The 16,367-nt window shown below is 71.3% G+C and carries 16 protein-coding genes; 7 read left to right on the forward strand and 9 right to left on the reverse strand.

All coding sequences use genetic code 11. The features are described 5' to 3' along the window. The first annotated feature begins 13 nt into the window (after positions 1-13). The 4 genes from OG819_RS03060 to OG819_RS03070 all read left to right on the forward strand — a co-directional run bounded on the left by OG819_RS03060 (position 14) and on the right by OG819_RS03070 (position 3,076). The gene (locus OG819_RS03060; protein ID WP_266647894.1) at positions 14-1,843 is read left to right on the forward strand and encodes an FAD-dependent monooxygenase; all 1,830 of its coding nucleotides are present in this window, start codon (positions 14-16) and stop codon (positions 1,841-1,843) included. 171 nt (positions 1,844-2,014) lie between these two features. Beyond that, positions 2,015-2,086 (forward strand): putative leader peptide, encoded by a 72-nt coding sequence (locus OG819_RS58525; protein ID WP_311136958.1) that lies wholly within the window; start codon positions 2,015-2,017, stop codon positions 2,084-2,086. Positions 2,087-2,156: 70 nt separating this feature from the next. Then, complete coding sequence (locus tag OG819_RS03065) at positions 2,157-2,684, forward strand: cysteine dioxygenase (protein WP_266647895.1); 528 nt, start codon at positions 2,157-2,159, stop codon at positions 2,682-2,684. Then, complete coding sequence (locus OG819_RS03070) at positions 2,675-3,076, forward strand: rhodanese-like domain-containing protein (RefSeq protein ID WP_266634720.1); 402 nt, start codon at positions 2,675-2,677, stop codon at positions 3,074-3,076. The genes OG819_RS03065 and OG819_RS03070 overlap by 10 nt, the downstream gene beginning before the upstream one ends. A gap of 122 nt (positions 3,077-3,198) precedes the next feature. Here OG819_RS03070 and OG819_RS03075 read toward each other — a convergent pair whose 3' ends face one another. From OG819_RS03075 to recA, 4 genes are all read right to left on the reverse strand, one after another. Next, on the reverse strand, positions 3,199-5,769 hold the full coding sequence (locus OG819_RS03075) for an ABC transporter permease (RefSeq protein ID WP_266647897.1): 2,571 nt from the start codon (positions 5,767-5,769) through the stop codon (positions 3,199-3,201). Further along, positions 5,766-6,527: a helix-turn-helix domain-containing protein gene (locus OG819_RS03080; RefSeq protein ID WP_266647899.1), complete on the reverse strand. Its 762-nt coding sequence runs from the start codon at positions 6,525-6,527 to the stop codon at positions 5,766-5,768. Before OG819_RS03080 ends, OG819_RS03075 begins: the two co-directional genes overlap by 4 nt. Before the next feature lie 194 nt (positions 6,528-6,721). Then, on the reverse strand, positions 6,722-7,645 hold the full coding sequence (gene recX, locus OG819_RS03085; RefSeq protein WP_266629361.1) for a recombination regulator RecX: 924 nt from the start codon (positions 7,643-7,645) through the stop codon (positions 6,722-6,724). Positions 7,646-7,648: 3 nt separating this feature from the next. Next, positions 7,649-8,773, reverse strand: a complete 1,125-nt coding sequence (gene recA / locus OG819_RS03090) for a recombinase RecA (RefSeq protein WP_266586437.1) — start codon at positions 8,771-8,773, stop codon at positions 7,649-7,651. A gap of 327 nt (positions 8,774-9,100) precedes the next feature. Between recA and OG819_RS03095 the strand changes: the two genes are divergently transcribed. Then, positions 9,101-9,955, forward strand: a complete 855-nt coding sequence (locus tag OG819_RS03095) for a hypothetical protein (RefSeq protein WP_266629359.1) — start codon at positions 9,101-9,103, stop codon at positions 9,953-9,955. Positions 9,956-9,958: 3 nt separating this feature from the next. Here OG819_RS03095 and OG819_RS03100 read toward each other — a convergent pair whose 3' ends face one another. Continuing rightward, positions 9,959-11,173, reverse strand: coding sequence for an AI-2E family transporter (locus OG819_RS03100; RefSeq protein ID WP_266647901.1), 1,215 nt, complete (start codon positions 11,171-11,173; stop codon positions 9,959-9,961). 60 nt (positions 11,174-11,233) lie between these two features. Further along, positions 11,234-11,428, reverse strand: a complete 195-nt coding sequence (locus OG819_RS03105; RefSeq protein WP_101401028.1) for a DUF3046 domain-containing protein — start codon at positions 11,426-11,428, stop codon at positions 11,234-11,236. Positions 11,429-11,508: 80 nt separating this feature from the next. Between OG819_RS03105 and OG819_RS03110 the strand changes: the two genes are divergently transcribed. Beyond that, entirely contained in the window at positions 11,509-12,462 is a 954-nt protein-coding gene (locus tag OG819_RS03110) for a hypothetical protein (protein ID WP_266647903.1), read from the forward strand. 58 nt (positions 12,463-12,520) lie between these two features. Here the strand turns inward: OG819_RS03110 and OG819_RS03115 are convergent, their stop codons facing one another. The 3 genes from OG819_RS03115 to OG819_RS03125 are packed head-to-tail and all read right to left on the reverse strand — an operon-like array spanning position 12,521 to position 14,459. Continuing rightward, entirely contained in the window at positions 12,521-12,829 is a 309-nt protein-coding gene (locus tag OG819_RS03115) for an AzlD domain-containing protein (protein WP_266647904.1), read from the reverse strand. After that, positions 12,826-13,566, reverse strand: a complete 741-nt coding sequence (locus tag OG819_RS03120) for an AzlC family ABC transporter permease (RefSeq protein WP_266634718.1) — start codon at positions 13,564-13,566, stop codon at positions 12,826-12,828. The genes OG819_RS03115 and OG819_RS03120 overlap by 4 nt, the downstream gene beginning before the upstream one ends. Further along, the gene (locus OG819_RS03125; protein ID WP_266629351.1) at positions 13,464-14,459 is read right to left on the reverse strand and encodes an AraC family transcriptional regulator; all 996 of its coding nucleotides are present in this window, start codon (positions 14,457-14,459) and stop codon (positions 13,464-13,466) included. Before OG819_RS03125 ends, OG819_RS03120 begins: the two co-directional genes overlap by 103 nt. Positions 14,460-14,938: 479 nt before the next feature. Here OG819_RS03125 and OG819_RS03130 point away from each other — a divergent pair, with 479 nt between their 5' ends. Next, the gene (locus OG819_RS03130; RefSeq protein WP_266647905.1) at positions 14,939-16,276 is read left to right on the forward strand and encodes an IS110 family transposase; all 1,338 of its coding nucleotides are present in this window, start codon (positions 14,939-14,941) and stop codon (positions 16,274-16,276) included. The last annotated feature ends 91 nt before the right edge of the window (positions 16,277-16,367 follow it).

The raw sequence follows: 16,367 nt of genomic DNA on the forward strand, positions 1-16,367 counted from the left end.
GGGGCCGCGCGCCGTGGACCCGGTGATCATCGTCGGCGCGGGGCCCGTGGGCCTCACGCTGGCCCTTGCGCTGGCCCGCCAGGAGGTCCCCTCCGTGGTCCTCGACGAGGGGCCGGGCAAGGACGAACAACGGCTCGCGCGGACGGTGGTGCTGCGCGAGGACACGGCCGCGCTCGTCGAACGCCTGACGGGCCTGCCCCTCGCCGATGCCGGATTCCGTTGGGCCGGATGGCGGTCGATGCGGCGCAAGCAGGTGATGCGCGAGATCGGATTCGATGCCGGGGGATCCGGCACGGACCCAGTGGACTTCGAATCGGACCTGCAAGGTCTCGGGGGCGCAGCGCACGGCTCGGGAAGCGGCGCGCAGGCCTTCGGGGGCGGCGCGCACGGCTCGGGGAGTGGCGCCCAGCGCTCAGAGGGGAGTGCACGGAACCCGAAGGGGAGCGCGCAGACCCCGAAAAGCAGCGGGTTCGGCCAGACCGCGGACGCGCAGGACTCCGAAGGCGCCCACGCGACCGCCCCGCTGCACCTCGCCCAGCACGCGCTGACCGGCGCTCTGCGCGAGGCCATCGGCCACGAGCGGCTGATCAAGGTCGCCGTGGGCAGCCGCCTCGACTCGATCGAACAGGAGTCCTCGGGCGTCACCGTGCACACCCGCGGCCCCAACGGCACGTGGTGGCGCGGCAGTTACGTCGTCGGCTGCGACGGACCGCGCTCTACCGTGCGCAAACTCCAGGACATCCGCTTCCCGGGGCGTACGGCCGTCGAACGGCACGCCGTGGCGGCGCTGCGTGCCGAACTCCCATGGCCCGGCCAGGCGTTGTTGCACCGAATGCCACCGTGGCGGACGTCGGGCCCCTCGGGCGGTGAGGTGACCGCGCGCCCCCTCGCCGACGACGTGTGGCGGCTGGACTGGCTGCTGCCACCCGGCAAGGACCTGGTCACCCCCGACCTGCTGGTGGCACGCATCCGCGAGACGCTCGCGGGCTGGAACGACGGCTCCACACCCCCGTACGAGCTGCTCGACACCGGAGTCCACACCGTCCACCACCGCCTCGCCCGCCGCTGGCGCGTCGGCCGGGTCTTCCTCGCCGGGGACGCCGCGCACCTGCTCGGCGCGCTCGGCACCCAGGGCCTGGACGAGGGCCTGCGGGACGCCGACAACCTCGCCTGGAAGCTGGCGCTCGCCTGGCACCACGGCCCGCACGAGGCGCTGCTCGACAGTTACCAGGCGGAGCGGCGGGCCGTCGTCGCCGCCCGGCTGCGCGCGGCCGACCAGGCGCTGCCGCTGCTACGAAGCGGCGGAGGCCTGCGCTCGTACGTCCCCGGGTCGGCCCGTGGCCACGACACGCTGCTCACGGACGGCCATCTGGGGCGCGGTCCGATGGGTGCGCCAGGGGCGTACGCCGACTCACCGCTCGCGCCCGCGCACACCGAGTCGGAGACTCCGGTGGACACGGCGCCCGGTGCGCCGGTCGTCGACGTACGCGTGACCGCGGAGGACGGCTCGTTCGTGCGGCTGCGGGACCGGCTCGGGCGCGGGGCGCTGCTCGTCGTACTGATCGCTCCGGGTACGGGCGTGTGGGCGCGCAAGCACTGGGTGACGGCCGGGATCATGCCCCGGCTCGCGGCCGCCGTGACCGCGCTGCCGCACCGCGCCGAGCTGCTGGTCGCCGAGAGCTATCCCGGCGCGGCGGCCCACACCGTGCTCCTGGTGCGCCCCGACGGCCACCTGGTCACCGCGCTGAGCGGGGTGCGCCCGGCCGACCTGTACGCGGCGGCCGAGGCGACCCTGGGCGGCCCCGCCCTGGCGGAGGCGGAGACCGCGGCGAGCTCGACCTGACGACCCCGGTGGTCCGGCCCGCCCCGGACCACCAAGGTCAGGTCGCCGAACTCGTCCGGGGGGGAGCCACGGCCATCGCACCACCCTCGGTCAAACGATGGTCCACATAGTGACAGTGAGTTGACCGGCCCACACCGCCATGGTCTACTCCGGATCGTGACCGACACCTGTGTGCGCCTGTGGCGGAGGGTCCATATGGACCTCGTCCGCTATGCGGGCTGCGTGTGTCGTCCGTCCCGCTGAATTCGCATCCCTTCCCGCGCGCCTCTCGTCTGCCAGCGCGCGCCCCACGCGAACGCCCAGGACGGTACCCGTGTCTGTGTCACCCTCTGTCTCCGCGGCTGTCCAGGCCCCTACCCAAACCGACCTGCTCGACTTCGTGCGCCGCACCGCCGCCGACTCCGAACTGATCGCTTCCCTCCCGCTCGACCCCGAAGGCCGCACCTGGGTGCGGCTGGAGGGCCCCGGCGGCAGCGAGGCCTGGCTCATCGGCTGGCCCCCCGGTACCGGCACCGGCTGGCACGACCACGCCGACTCGGTCGGCGCCTTCGTCGCCGCGGCGGGCGAGCTCAAGGAGTACTCGCTCGCCGCCCGCCTGCCCACCGACGGCTGGAAGACTCTCGAGCTCTCCGAGGACGTCGACCGCGAGCGTCGGCTGCCGGCCGGCAAGGGCCGCTCCTTCGGCCGCCACCACGTGCACGAGGTGCTCAACGAGTCCACCGAGGAGCACGCGATCTCCGTCCACGCGTACTACCCACCCCTGCCGGGCATCCGCCGCTACAGCCGTACGGGCCAGGTGCTGCGCCTGGAGCACGTCGAGCGTCCGGAGGACTGGCAGTGAGCGCGCCCCGCCCGGTGGGCATCGACACATTGCTGGAACGGGTCCGCGAGGGACTCGACCGGGTGGAGGCCGAGGAGGCGTACTCCGCCGCGCAGGCCGGCGAAGCCCTCCTCGTCGACATCCGGTACGCCGCCCTGCGCGAGCGCGACGGACTGATCCCCGGCGCCCTCGTCGTCGAGCGCAACGAACTGGAGTGGCGGCTCGACCCCCAGGGCAGCCACCGCGCCCCGGAGGCCACGAGCCACGATCTGCCAGTCGTGGTGATCTGCAACGAGGGCTACGCGTCCAGCCTCGCCGCCGTCTCCCTCCAGCAGCTCGGGCTGCACCGGGCGACCGACCTGGTGGGCGGCTTCCAGGCGTGGAAGGCGGCCGGCTTCCCGGTGACGGCCTAGCTCCCGGCTCCCGATCACCGTGCGGCGGTACGCACTTGGTTGCGGTAGGCAATGGTGGGCGCCCCTGGTGTAAGGGGCGCCCACCATTGCCTACCGCCCCTTACTCCATTGCGTCACTCCTCTTACTCTTTGCCCGTGGCCACCATGACCGGGGGCACCCGCAACGCCACCCGGCCCGGCAGCCCGGTGGCGACCAGCGCGAGCAGCCCGGCGATCGCCACCACGGTGACGTACGCCAGGGGCGGGACCGCCGGAGCCGCCCGGCCCGTCATGCCGACGCTGAACGCGGTCAGGACGGCGAGCGCGATCCCGCTGCCGAGTGCGGTGGCGAGCAGCAGGACCGCAAGCGCCTCCGTGCGCAGCATCCCCAGCACCTGGCGCCGGGTCGCCCCGGCGAGGCGGAGCAGCGCGAACTCGCGGACACGCTCCGAGACCGACATGGCCAGCGTGTTGACGACGGCGATGGCGGTGAACGCCAGGACGAGTCCCATGGCGAGGTAGTTGACCTCGGCGTTCGCCTGCTGCCGTGCGGCCTGGATCGAGTCGGCGGCGGCCGGGGCGAGAACGTGGACCCCCGGGAACTCACGGAGGGTAGTCGCGAGTTGTGTCTGTGTGCGGGCGGTGCCGACAAGGACGGAGGTCGCGAGTGGGTTGTCCACATGGCGGGCGACCAGGTCATGGGCGAAGGTGAGGTCACCGAAACCGAGACCCTTGGCGTAGACGGCCACGACGGTGAGCGTGACGGGCGTTCCGTCACCCAACGTGAGTTTCAGAGGGCTTCCGGGCTGCAGGTGGAGCTGGTCGGCGGCGAGTCCGCTGACGGCGACGGTGTCCTCGGTGAGCTTCTTCAGGGAGCCGGCGGTGACGTTCGGGTCCCAGGTGCGGGTGAGACCTCCGGGGGTGACGCCCTGCGCCGCGTACTTGTCGAGTCCCACCCGGACGGTCGTACGGACCACTTCGGTGACGGTGTCGTGGTGCGTGCGCAGGAGCCGTGCGGCCTGGGCCGGTACGCCGGGGCCCTGGGCGGCCACCACCCAGTCGGCGCGGATGCCCTCGCGGGCCTGGGCGCGGGCCGCGTTTCCCAGGGTCGGCTGGACGAAGAGAACCGTGCAGGTCATGCCGATGAGGAGGGTGAGAGGAGTGACTACGGAGGCCATCCGGGCGGCATGGCCACGAAGGTTGGCACGCGCCAGGCGACTACTGGGTCCGGTCAGCGCGAGCGGGCCTCCGAGTACCGCTACGGCCGCCCTGACCAGCAGCGGACCGAGCAGCGCGACGGAGGAGGCGAGGACCACGACGGCCAGGAAGGTCACGGGTGTCGAGGCGGGTTCGGTGCGCAGAACACTGAGCACGGCGACGAGGACGGCACCGCCGGCGAGCAGGGCGAGACCCATGAGGATCCGTCCCCATGCCGGGCGGGCGCGCTCGGTCCTGGCTTCGGCGAGCGCCTCGGCAGGGCGGATCCGGGCGATCCGGCGCGAGGAGATACGGGCGGCGGCCCAGGCACCGAGCAGTGTCGTGGCGAGCGCGGCGAACGGCGGGAAGACGCCGACGGTGAGCTGAAGCGTCGCCGGCACGGCCCCCATGGCCACGAACCGGCCGTGCAGCCAGCTGCCCAGCGGCAGCCCCGCCAGCGCGCCGGTGGTACCCGCGGCCGCTCCGACGATCAGTGCCTCACGGCCGAGGAGTGCCCGGATCTGACCCGGGGTGGCGGCGATGGCGCGCAGCAGGGCGAGTTCGCGATGGCGCTGCTGCACGGAGAGCACGAAGGTACCGACGACCACGAGGACGGCCACGAGCAGTGAGGTGCCACCCATCGCACCACCCATGCTGACCAGCTTCGTACGCGCGGCGGCCGCGTCCAGGAACTCCACGGGCCCTCGGCCGTCACCGGCGCTGACCTGCGCGGTCCTACCGTGCGGCGCCTTGGTTCCGGACACCGTCCCGCTTCCTTGCAGCGCCTTGGTGACGGACCGCTGGAGCGCGGCCGTGTCCGTGCCCTTGACGGGAAGCACCCCGAAGGCGGTGACCTGTCCGGGGTGGGCGGCGAGGCGGCGGGCCTCGGCGGTGGAGAAGAAGAGGGCGGTCTGGTGCCGCACCTCCTGGGCGGGGGCGGCTATTCCGGTCACCCGGTAGGTCCGCGGGCTCTGCGTCGACTGCACGGTGAGCCGGTCGCCGGGCTCGAGGTGAGCGCGCTCGGCGAGATGGCGGTCGATGACGAGATCACTGTCGGCCTCGGGCGCGGTGCCGGTGGTGAGGGTGTAGGGGGTCAGCGCGGCGGAGTCCCAGGCGTGCCCGTAGGCGGGCCGGTTCTTGTCGACGGCCCCGCCCGGTAGCAAGGGCTCGGCCAGGAAGGTCAGTTCGGGGATGACCTCACGTACACCGGGAGCCTGCCGGAGCTCGGAGGCGAGGTCGTCCGGGAGCCAGGCCCGTTCGGCGATCGGCTTGGCCTTGTGTTTGACCTTGGTCTTGCCCTTCTTGTGTTTGACGGTGGTCTGGTGGACGTTCTGGTCGGCGGAGACCACGACAGGGGTCGCGGCATACCGTTCGGTGGCGATCGTGCCACGCAGGCCGGTCTCGAGGAGGGTGCCGCAGGCGGTGATGAGGGCGGCCGCGCACAACAGGGCGAAGAACGCACCGAGGAAGCCACCTTTGCGGGCCCGGACGGTCCGCAGGGCGTAACGCAGCATCATGAGGGTTCGCTCCCTGGTCTGTCGTGGGGTGCCGGACGGTTCTCGGGCCCGGTGTCGGGGGCGGTGGCGGGGGCCGGGAAGGCGAGAAACCGGGTGAACACGGTGCGGGCGCCGGGCGGGGTGTCGGCCTCGGGGCGCTTGTAGCGGTTGAGGAGCGCGATGTACTCCTCGAAGAACGCGCGGAGTTCGGGGAGCGTCAGCCGGATGCTTCCGCGCGAGTAGGGGAAGGCGTCGACCCAGGGATCGGCCGCGCCCGCCTCCCCGTGCGCCCGCTGCGTCCGCCCCAGTCCCCCTACCCCTGCCGCCGCCACTGCTCCCGCCCCTGTCGGCATCTGCAGTTGCATCTGCTCGAAGAGTTCGAGGTCGGCGGCGTACGCGTGGTGGTTCAGCTCGTCCATGACGAGGCGCATCTCGGGGCTCTGCCGACTGCGCGGCGGGAATCGGCGGTCACCGGGGACGGCACGCCACCAGCGCTCCCTGCCGTGTCCGCCCGCCTCCGTCGGCTGGTCGGCCTCCTCCACGAAGCCGTACCGAGCGAGCTCGCGCAGGTGGTAGCTGGTGGCTCCGGTGTTGAGCCCGAGCGCCCTGGCCAGCGTCGCCGAGGTGGCGGGGCCGTGCACGGTGAGGTGCTGAAGCATCCGCTGCCGACGGGGCTGTGCGAGGGCCTTCAGTGTCGCGAGGTCGGAGAGCTCGGTGGGGGCGCGCGAAGTCTCCTCGTCCCGCCCCGCCAAGGGTTCCGCGCCGGGTTCCTGTGCCATGCGTACACAGTCCTCTGTGCACAGGCACCTGTGCATTGCGGCGACCCGGCGTCTCCCTCCGGGGGTTAACCCCACCTCCACGAAGGGGAGTTGGACAGTCCTGGATGGGGGGCAGGGTCTGGTTCAGGGCCGGGTTCTGAATCCAGTTACCAGGTACCAGGCCCCAGGCCCGGCACCGCCACCGATCCCAACGGTCAGAACCCCTCGTCCCCCAACCCCTCCGTGTCCTCGCCCTCTTCCTCCAGCGCCTGGCGAACCACGCGCAGCGCCATCCCCTCGCCGTAGCCCTTGCGGGCGAGCATGCCCGCAAGGCGTCGCAACCGCTTGTCGCGGTCGAGGCCGCGCGTGGAACGGAGCTTGCGCGCGACGAGCTCGCGCGCCGTCGCCTCCTCCTGCTCGGAGTCGAGCTGCCCGACGGCCTCGTCGATCAGCGTCGAGTCCACACCTTTGGTCCGCAGCTCCCGCGCGAGCGCCCGCCGGGCCAGACCCCGGCCGTGGTGCCGGGACTCCACCCAGGCATCCGCGAAGGCGCTGTCGTTGATCAGCCCGACCTCCTCGAACCGTGACAGCACCTCGTCCGCGACGTCGTCGGGAATCTCCCGCTTGCGCAGCGCGTCCGCGAGCTGCTTCCGCGTGCGCGGGGTCCCGGTGAGCAGGCGCAGACAGATCGCCCGCGCCCGCTCAGCCGGGTCCCCCGGGGGCTCCCCCTTCTCGGCCCTCGACGAGGAAGGAGTGCCTCCGTCCTGTGGGTCATCGGACGGCTCTCCAAAACCGCCACGCCTCCGACGCCCTCGTCCACCACGCGGCCCCCCGTCGCCGCGCCGACCCCCGCCACGGCGCGATCCACTGCCCGGAGAACCGTGACCGCCCGTCAGTCCATCGCCGTCAACGTCGCCCGCCGGACCGTCACTGCCGTACGGATCCCCGCCGTGGAACCCCTCGGAGCCATACGTGTCACCGGAGTACGTGGAGGAGGCGCCATACGTCTCGTCCCCGTACGGCCCGTCCCCGCCGTGTGCTCTTTCACCGTCTCCGGCCGAGTCGCCGTTCCCCCCGTGCCCCTGCCCCCGCGGGGGGACGGGGTAGGCGTACTCGGCCCAGTCGGTTCGTCGCGTCATGGACTAGCTCTTGGCCGCCGCGGCCTTGGACTTGGTGGTCTTGGCCGCCGGAGCGGGCACCGTCTTCGCGGCCTCGTCCGAAGCGGTCGTGACCGCCGCGTCCGCGCCCGGCTCGGCGGTGGGCTCCGCCGGCCTCACACCGACGCCCAGCTTCTCCAGGATCTTCTTCTCGATCTCGTTGGCGAGGTCGGGGTTGTCCTTCAGGAAGTTGCGCGCGTTCTCCTTGCCCTGGCCTAGCTGGTCGCCCTCGTACGTGTACCAGGCGCCGGCCTTGCGGACGAAGCCGTGCTCCACGCCCATGTCGATCAGGCCGCCCTCGCGGCTGATGCCGTGCCCGTAGAGGATGTCGAACTCGGCCTGCTTGAAGGGGGGCGCGACCTTGTTCTTGACGACCTTGACGCGGGTGCGGTTGCCGACCGCGTCGGTGCCGTCCTTCAGCGTCTCGATGCGGCGGATGTCGAGTCGCACCGAGGCGTAGAACTTCAGCGCCCGGCCACCCGTGGTGGTCTCCGGGGAGCCGAACATCACGCCGATCTTCTCGCGCAGCTGGTTGATGAAGATCGCGGTGGTCTTCGACTGGTTGAGCGCGCTGGTGATCTTCCGCAGGGCCTGGCTCATCAGACGGGCCTGCAGACCCACGTGCGAGTCGCCCATCTCGCCCTCGATCTCCGCGCGCGGCACCAAGGCGGCGACGGAGTCGATGACGATCAGGTCGAGCGCGCCGGAGCGGACGAGCATGTCCACGATTTCCAGCGCCTGCTCGCCGTTGTCCGGCTGGGACAGGATCAGGTTGTCGATGTCGACACCGAGCTTCTTCGCGTACTCGGGGTCGAGGGCGTGCTCGGCGTCCACGAAGGCCACCTGGCCGCCGGCCTTCTGCGCGTTCGCCACCGCGTGCAGCGTCAGCGTCGTCTTACCGGAGGACTCCGGTCCGTACACCTCCACCACGCGGCCGCGCGGCAGGCCGCCGACACCGAGGGCCACGTCGAGCGCGGTCGATCCGGTGGGGATGACCTCGATGGGCTCGTTCGGCCGCTCGCCGAGGCGCATCACCGCGCCCTTGCCGAATTGCCGTTCAATCTGTGCGAGCGCGGCGTCGAGCGCCTTCTCGCGGTCCGTACCTGCCATGGGTTCCACCCGGTTTGCTTGAGTCGATCGCTTCACGTCACAGACGCTAACGCCTGCCACTGACAATGCGCCCCGACGCCCGTCCAGCCTGTGGATAACTCGGGTACATATCCGTGAAAATCCTGCCGAAATCCCCGCCGAGAGCCCCGCCGGAGATTCCATAAGAATGGATGTTCGATTTTGGTGTCAAGCGCATCACGCGACACCTCCGAGCCTACGTTCGCGGACCGACAGCGGGCGGGGTCCCCGCCTACTCCACAGGGCGTACCCCCGGAGTCTTCGGCCGTACGACGACCTCGGGGCCCGGACCGCCGAAGCTCGAACCTCATGGAGAGCCGCAGCGAAACACCCGCTCCCGCCGTGACCACCGCCGTCGCCCCACCGGCACCACCGTCCCTGGCACGACCGTCCCCGCCGCGCCCCGTGTGGCGCGGGGCCTGGCGGGGGGTGCGTCCCGCCGAGCGCCTCTGCCATGCGACCGGTGCGGTGCTGGTGCTCTCCGGGCTGGCGCATCTGGTCGTCTTCGCCGTGGACGGCGGCCCCTGGGACGGGCCCGTCTCCTGGCGCAAGCCCGTCACGTTCGGGCTCTCCTTCGGGCTGACGCTGATCGCACTCACCTGGGTCACGTCGTATCTACGCATCGCAACGCGTCGGCGCTCGGCGCTGCTCGTCGTATTCGCCGCCGACTGTGTCGTGGAGGTGGGCGGGATCACTCTTCAGGCGTGGCGCCGGGTGCCCTCGCATCTCAACATGGAGACCGGTTTCGACACAGCGGTGTCGATGACGCTCGCGGCGGGCGGCGGGGTTCTCGTGGTGCTGCTCACCGTGTTCTCGGTGGCCTCCTTCCGGAACCGGCCCGCGGGTCCCCTGGGGATGCCGCTCGCGCTGCGCTCCGGGTTCGCGATCCTGCTCGTCGCGCTGGCGTCGGGCGCCGCGATGATCGCGCGCGGGGTCGTCCTCACCCGCACCGGCCACCAGGAGGCGGCGTACCACTCGACGGCCCCGCTCAAGCCGCTGCACGGAGTGAGCCTGCACGCCGTGCTGGTCCTGCCCGCGCTGGCCTGGCTGCTGTCCCGCACGCCATGGAGCGACCGGACACGGCACCGGGTCATGTACGCGGCGGTCGGCTGCTATGCGGCGGCGGTCCTGGGCGCCGGGGTGTGGGCGACCCTCACCTGGTGAACCTCATCGGCCGAGCGCTCCCCGCAGACGGACCCAGAAGGAGGGCGTCCTCCTGATCCGCTGGCCGTGCACCCGGGGGTCGTCCGTGACGTCGTACCGCTTCACATAGGCCCCCAGGAATGCCTGGAGGGTGGCGACCGCGGGGATGGCGATCAGGGCGCCGACGGCCCCGAGGAGCGCGGTGCCCACGATGACCGAGCCGAAGGCGACCGCGGGGTGGATGTCCACGGTCTTGGCGGTCAGCTTGGGCTGCAGTACGTAGTTCTCGAACTGCTGGTAGACCACGACGAAGATCAGCACCCACAGCGCGTACCAGGGGTCGACGGTGAAGGCGATCAGCATCGGCAGGGCACCGGCGAGATACGTGCCGATGGTGGGGATGAACTGCGAGACCAGACCCACCCAGACGGCGAGCACGGGCGCGTAGGGCACACCGAGGGCCTGGAGCAGGATGTAGTGCGCGACGCCGGAGATCAGCGCCATCAGACCGCGCGAGTACAGATAGCCGCCCGTCTTGTCGACGGCTATCTCCCACGCGCGCAGCACCTCGGCCTGTCGCGCGGGCGGCAGCACGGAGCACAGCGCGCGCCGCAGCCGGGGCCCGTCCGCCGCGAAGTAGAACGAGAACAGCGCGATCGTCAGCAGCTTGAAGAGACCGCCCAGCACCTGCGCGGACACGTCCAGGACACCGGTCGCGCTGTTCTGCACGTATTTCCGCAGCCAGTCGGAGTGCACCAGGCTGTCCTGGACGTCCACCCGTCTCACGTGGGTGTGGAAGGTCGAGTTGATCCAGTTGATCACCGAGTCCAGATACTCGGGGAAGCCCTCGATCATCTTGATGATCTGACCCGCGAGCATCGAGCCGAGCAGCGTGACGAATCCGGCCGTCACGATCAGCAGACCGAAGAAGACGAGGAAGGTGGCCAACCCCCGGCGCATGCCGTACGAGGCCATCCAGCTCACCGCGGGCTCGATCGCGAGCGCCAGGAAGAACGCGATCAGAATGTTGATCAACAGCCCGATGAGCTGGTGGAACGCCCAACTGCCCAGTTGGAACAGGGCGACGAACGTGAGCGCGAGCACCATCGCGCGCGGCAGCCAGCGCGGCATGCGCGCGCCCTGCGCGGCGGCGTCCCCGCCCGGGGGCGGAGTGGGCGGCGTCGTGCCGAAGGGGGATGTCTGCTGGTCGACCTGCGCGGTCTCGTCTGTCGGGGCCACGGGGCAAGTCTCGCCCACTCCACCGACAATCTGTGCCCGGCCCCGGATCTTCGTGGCCCGTCAGCGGTTTTCGTACGGAACGTTCATGGTCGCGCACACCACGCGCCACACGTCCTTGGCCTCCCAGCCGGCGTTCAGCGCCTGGTGCACGGTCCGTCCGCCGAGCTCCGTCATCACATGATCGCGCGCGAAAGTGTCGGCGTACGCCTCACCGAAGTGATCCGCCATCCGCTGCCAGAAGACCGTCAACCGCATGACTCCAGTATCCCGCCCCTGCGAGTGGGCCCGGGCCGGGACCGCTTGCCGAGACCGCTTTCCGTCCTACGGTCTGAGACATGGCCGAATCAGGAGCATCCCCACTCCCCCCGACGCCCCCGGCGCTGACCCCGCTCTCGCGCGCCGGGTACTTCATCTGGCTCACCGCACGCGTGCTGGAGCAGCGCCGTTTCACGTACCACTTCCTGAACACGGATGTCGGCGCCGCCGACGCGGTGGAGACCGCGCTGGCCGCCTACCGCAACGACGACGAGGGATACGGTCACGCGCTCGAACCCGATCTGCGCGGCCCGGTCAGCCAGCCCCTGCACACCGGGCACGCGCTGCGCGTCCTCGACTCGATCGGGCGGTGCGGCGGACAGCGCGTGGAGCGCGTGTGCCGCTATCTGACCTCGGTGTCGACGGCGGACGGCGCGCTGCCGGCGGTCCATCCCAGTCAGCGCGGTTATCCGCACGCTCCTTTCGTGCCGGTCGTCGACGACCCGCCGAGTGAACTCCTCGCCACCGGGCCCGTGGTGGGCCTGCTGCACCGCAACGAGGTGTGGCACGCGTGGCTGTTCCGGGCCACCGACTTCTGCTGGCAGGCGGTCGAGTCATTGGAGAAGTCCCACCCGTACGAGATCGAGGCGGCCGTGGCCTTCCTGGACTCCGCCCCCGACCGCCCGCGCGCGGAGGCCGCCGCCGACCGGCTGGGCCGCCTGGTGCGCGAGCACCGGCTCGCGGCACTGGACCCGGCGTACCTGGAGGAGTTTCCGGTGGCGCCCGGATACGCGCCGGGCGAGCACCATTTCCCGCACGACTACGCGAAGACCCCGGGGTCACTCGCGCGCGCGTGGTTCACCGACGAGGAGATGGCGCGTTCGCTCGACTTCCTTGCGGACGAGCAGCGGGAGGACGGCGGCTGGCCGATCCGCTGGCGCCAGTGGGCACCGGGTACCGCCCTGGAGTGCCGCCCCATGGTGACGATCGAGGCCCTGCGCACCCTACGGGCGTACGGATGCCCCATCGGCTGAGCGATCACGACGGTTCCCGGCCCACACACACGTGTGCGGGCCGTCCGCGTGCCCGGCGTCAGCCTGTCAGCGCCCGCACTCCCGCCGTCACGACCACGGCCGCGCCGACCACGAGCAGGAAGGGGGCGCGCAGGAGCAGGGCGAAAGCGGCCGCGGCGAGTCCGGCGACCTTCGCGTCCACGACCAGGACGCGCCCGTCGGCGAAGGTCTGCTGAGCCGTGAGCGCGGCCAGAAGGGCGACGGGCAGCAGGGCGGCGAGGCGCTTGACGAGCGGCCGCTCCAGGACGCCGACGGGGACCAGCAGGCCGATGAGCTTGACGGCGTAACAGCCGACGGCGGTCGCGCCGATCGCGATCCAGATGTTCAACGGTCTTCCCTTGGTGCGTCGTTGTCGGCCTTCATGCGGCCGGCGGCCTTCGAAGCGCGTCGCCCCTCTACGTAGAGGGCGGCGGGAGCGGCCAGCGCCGCCACCAGGACGGGGACTCCGGCGGGCAGCACGGGCAGCAGGCCGAGCCCCAGAAGGACTGCGACACCGGCCACCGCGCGCTCCGTGGTGGTCTTCAGCATCGGCGCGAGCAGCGCGAGGAAGACGGCGGGCCCGGCGGCGTCCAGCCCCCACGCGTCGGTGTCCCCGATGGCCTCGGCCCCGACAGCGCCCAGCAGCGTGGTGAGGTTCCACAGCACGTACAGGGAGAGCCCGGTGACGGTGAAACCGATCCGGACACCGCGACGCGTGGGCTGGGCCAGCGCGACCGCCGTGGTCTCGTCGATGACCCACTGCGCGGCGAACGGGCGCACCGCGCGCGGGAGCGCCAGCAGCTGTGACAGACGCAGTCCGTAGAACGCGTTGCGCACCCCGAGGAAGAACGCGCCGGCGGCGGCAGTGAGGGGATTGCCGCCGCCGGCGAGCGCGCCCACGAGCGCGAACTGCGAGGCTCCGGTGAACACCAGGAGGCTGAGCGCACAGGTCTGCAACACGGTGAGCCCGCTGCCGGCCGAGGTCACTCCGAAGGCGAAACCGGACAGTCCGACGGCGACCCCGACTCCCAGGGCGTCCCGAACGACGGCCGCGTCGGGTTTTCCGCCGCCTTCTTCACTGCGTATGTCTGCGAGAGCTGTCTGTTCTGCCACACCCCGGACGGTACGTACGGCCGCCTGTCGACGTCTTGTACGTTCTTGCGCTCGCGCTGGTAGGCGCCCGGAGGCACACCCACGATCCGGGAGAAGTGACGGTTGAGGTGCGGCTGGTCCGTGAAGCCGACGGCGACGGCCGCCTCGGCGGGCGCGGAACCGGCGTCCAGGAGGTGGCGTGCCCGGCGCACCCGGGCGTCGGTCAGCCAGGTGTGGGGCGGCATGCCGTAGGTGTCACGGAACGCGCGCAGCAGGGCGAACGGGCTGGCGCCGAGGTCGGCGGCGAGCCGTTCCAGGGTCGGAGGCTCGGCCATCCGCTCCTCCAGCACGGCACGCGCGCGGGCGGCGACACGGGCGCCCGCGGTGCGCACGCCCCGCTGCGGCAGCGAACCGCCGTTCAGACGCAGCAGCCGGGTCACCGCGACCCGCAGCAGGGTGTCGGCCGCGAGCGCGTTGCCCTCCTCCGCGGCCCGAAGCACTTCGTGAACCAGACCCGCCGCGTACGGATCGTCGAGCACCGGGCTGACGAATCCAGGCGTTCCGCGAATCGTGGTGGTCTCGGCAGCGATCTCGGCCACCAACCCGGGCGAGGGGTAGACCGCCCCGTACCGCCATCCCTCGGGAACACCCGCCCGGCCCGTGTGCGCGGTGTCGGGATTGACCAGCGCGAGCGCGCCCGGACCCGCGTACTGGTCGGCACCGCCGTGGTGGAAGACCTCGACACCGTCGGAGATGGCGGCGATCACGAAGTTCTCGTGGGTGTGCCGCACAAAGATCTTCTCGACGAACCGCGCTCGCAGCAGATCGACACCCGGCAGCTCCGCGTACTGCCAGTGCCGCGCCCGCTCCTGCCCCGAACCTGCCACCCATTCATTCTCCGGTATGACACCGCGGACAACCGGCTCGGATGGCGCACCCCCACGCGCCGTCGGCCGCCCACGGCGGCAAGAGGTCGTGTCGGGGGGTGTCCGCCCGCAGCGGCTGGCGCGTCAACGCCGCCCAATCGGTAAGCGACGGATTCCGCGCCTGACCGAGGACGGATACCCCCGGCGCGGCCCCGCCCCCTTACCGAGCCGCAGGCGCCCGACCACGCCACCGACCACATTTGCGCAGGTCAGTCCCCCTGTTCCCTTCGGGTGCGCCTTGCCGGCGTGAAAACATGGCTGCGGCGCCTGCCCGCCGACGCCGGTAGCTCGTTGGGACGTTGAGCCCGTAGGTCAGTCTGGTGCCGGGGCCGCAGAGGGGCCACGCACTGTTGCCATCGAGCACGCCGGTCAGATTTTCGCTCCCCCGCGGCCCCCTGGGCAGGCGTCGGCCCGTACGGATCGATACCAGGGAGTTGTGCATGGCGGACACCGACGACGGTGGCGTCGAGGAGATCGAGCAGGCCGAGGAGCTCGTGGCCCGTGTCGCGGCGATCGATATCGCCAAGGCGTCGGGCATGGTCTGTGTGCGGGTGCCGCACGAGGACAAGCCCGGCAAGCGCGTGCAGCGGGTCTTCAACACCGTCGCGACCAGCGGCGCGATCCTGGACCTGGCCGACCACCTGGTCTGCCAGGGCGTCACCCGGGTGGTGATGGAGGCGACGTCGACCTACTGGAAGCCGTACTTCTTTCTGCTGGAATCGCGTGGTCTGGAGTGCTGGCTGGTCAACGCCCGTGACGTCAAGAACGTCCCGGGCCGGCCCAAAACCGACCGCCTGGACGCGGTCTGGCTGGCCAAGCTCACCGAACGCGGCATGCTCCGGCCCTCGTTCGTACCCCCGAAGCCGGTCCGTGAACTGCGCGATCTGACCCGGGCCCGGGCCGTCATGACCCACGAGCGCACCCGCCACAAGCAGCGCACCGAGAAACTCCTCGAGGACGCCCAGATCAAGCTGTCCACCGTGATCGCCGACATCTTCGGCGTCTCCGGCCGGGCCATGCTGGAGGCACTGATCGCGGGCGAACGCAGCCCCAAGGCGTTGGCGGACCTGGCCCACGGCACCATCAAGGCCAGCCACAGCACCCTGGCCGAGGCCCTGACCGGCCGGTTCGAAGAACACCACGCCTTCATGTGCCGGATGCTGCTGGACACCGTCGACTACCTCACCGTGCAGATCGACAAGCTCACCGCCCGGATCACCCTGCGTCTGGCCGAGCTGTCCACCACCGAGGACGACGAAGGCCCCGGACAGGGCACCCTCATACCGATCACCGACACCGAACGCCTCGACGAGATCCCCGGCGTCGGCCCCAGCACCGCGCAGGTCATCCTCGCCGAGACCGGCCTGGACATGACGGTCTTCCCCACCGCCGGCCATCTCGTGTCCTGGGCGAAACTCTCCCCACGCACCCTCCAGTCCGGAAACAAGAACACCTCCGGCCCCACCGGCAAAGGCAACCCCTGGCTCCGCGGCGCCCTCGGCGAAGCAGCAATCTCCGCCGCCCGCACCGACACCTTCCTCGGCGCCCGCTACCGCCGCATCGTCAAACGCCGCGGCCACATGAAAGCCCTGGTCGCCGTCGCCCGCTCCATCCTGGTCGCCGTCTGGCACCTCATGAACGACCCGACCGCCCGCTACCGAGACCTCGGCCCCGACTTCCACACCCGCAACCTCGACCCGGCCCGCAAGAGCCGCGACCTCGTCCGCCAGCTCAAGGCCCTCGGCCACGACGTCACCCTCACCCCGGCAGCCGCCTGACATCCCACGACCCCACCGCCCCACACCAGCCCCCGACCGTCACCATCGAGGGGCTATCTCGCCATCCCCATCTGACCGTTGAGTTTTCCGG

Origin of the sequence: Streptomyces sp. NBC_01549 (assembly GCF_026339955.1) — a bacterium.
GTDB lineage: Bacteria > Actinomycetota > Actinomycetes > Streptomycetales > Streptomycetaceae > Streptomyces.

Bases quoted from the DNA above. Each gene is read 5' to 3' on its own strand.
- OG819_RS03075 (WP_266647897.1), bottom strand. From the start codon at position 5,769: ATGATGCTGCGTTACGCCCTGCGGACCGTCCGGGCCCGCAAAGGTGGC.
- OG819_RS03080 (WP_266647899.1), bottom strand. From the start codon at position 6,527: ATGGCACAGGAACCCGGCGCGGAACCCTTGGCGGGGCGGGACGAGGAG.
- recX (WP_266629361.1), bottom strand. From the start codon at position 7,645: ATGACGCGACGAACCGACTGGGCCGAGTACGCCTACCCCGTCCCCCCG.
- recA (WP_266586437.1), bottom strand. From the start codon at position 8,773: ATGGCAGGTACGGACCGCGAGAAGGCGCTCGACGCCGCGCTCGCACAG.
- OG819_RS03095 (WP_266629359.1), top strand. From the start codon at position 9,101: ATGGAGAGCCGCAGCGAAACACCCGCTCCCGCCGTGACCACCGCCGTC.
- OG819_RS03105 (WP_101401028.1), bottom strand. From the start codon at position 11,428: ATGCGGTTGACGGTCTTCTGGCAGCGGATGGCGGATCACTTCGGTGAG.
- OG819_RS03110 (WP_266647903.1), top strand. From the start codon at position 11,509: ATGGCCGAATCAGGAGCATCCCCACTCCCCCCGACGCCCCCGGCGCTG.
- OG819_RS03130 (WP_266647905.1), top strand. From the start codon at position 14,939: ATGGCGGACACCGACGACGGTGGCGTCGAGGAGATCGAGCAGGCCGAG.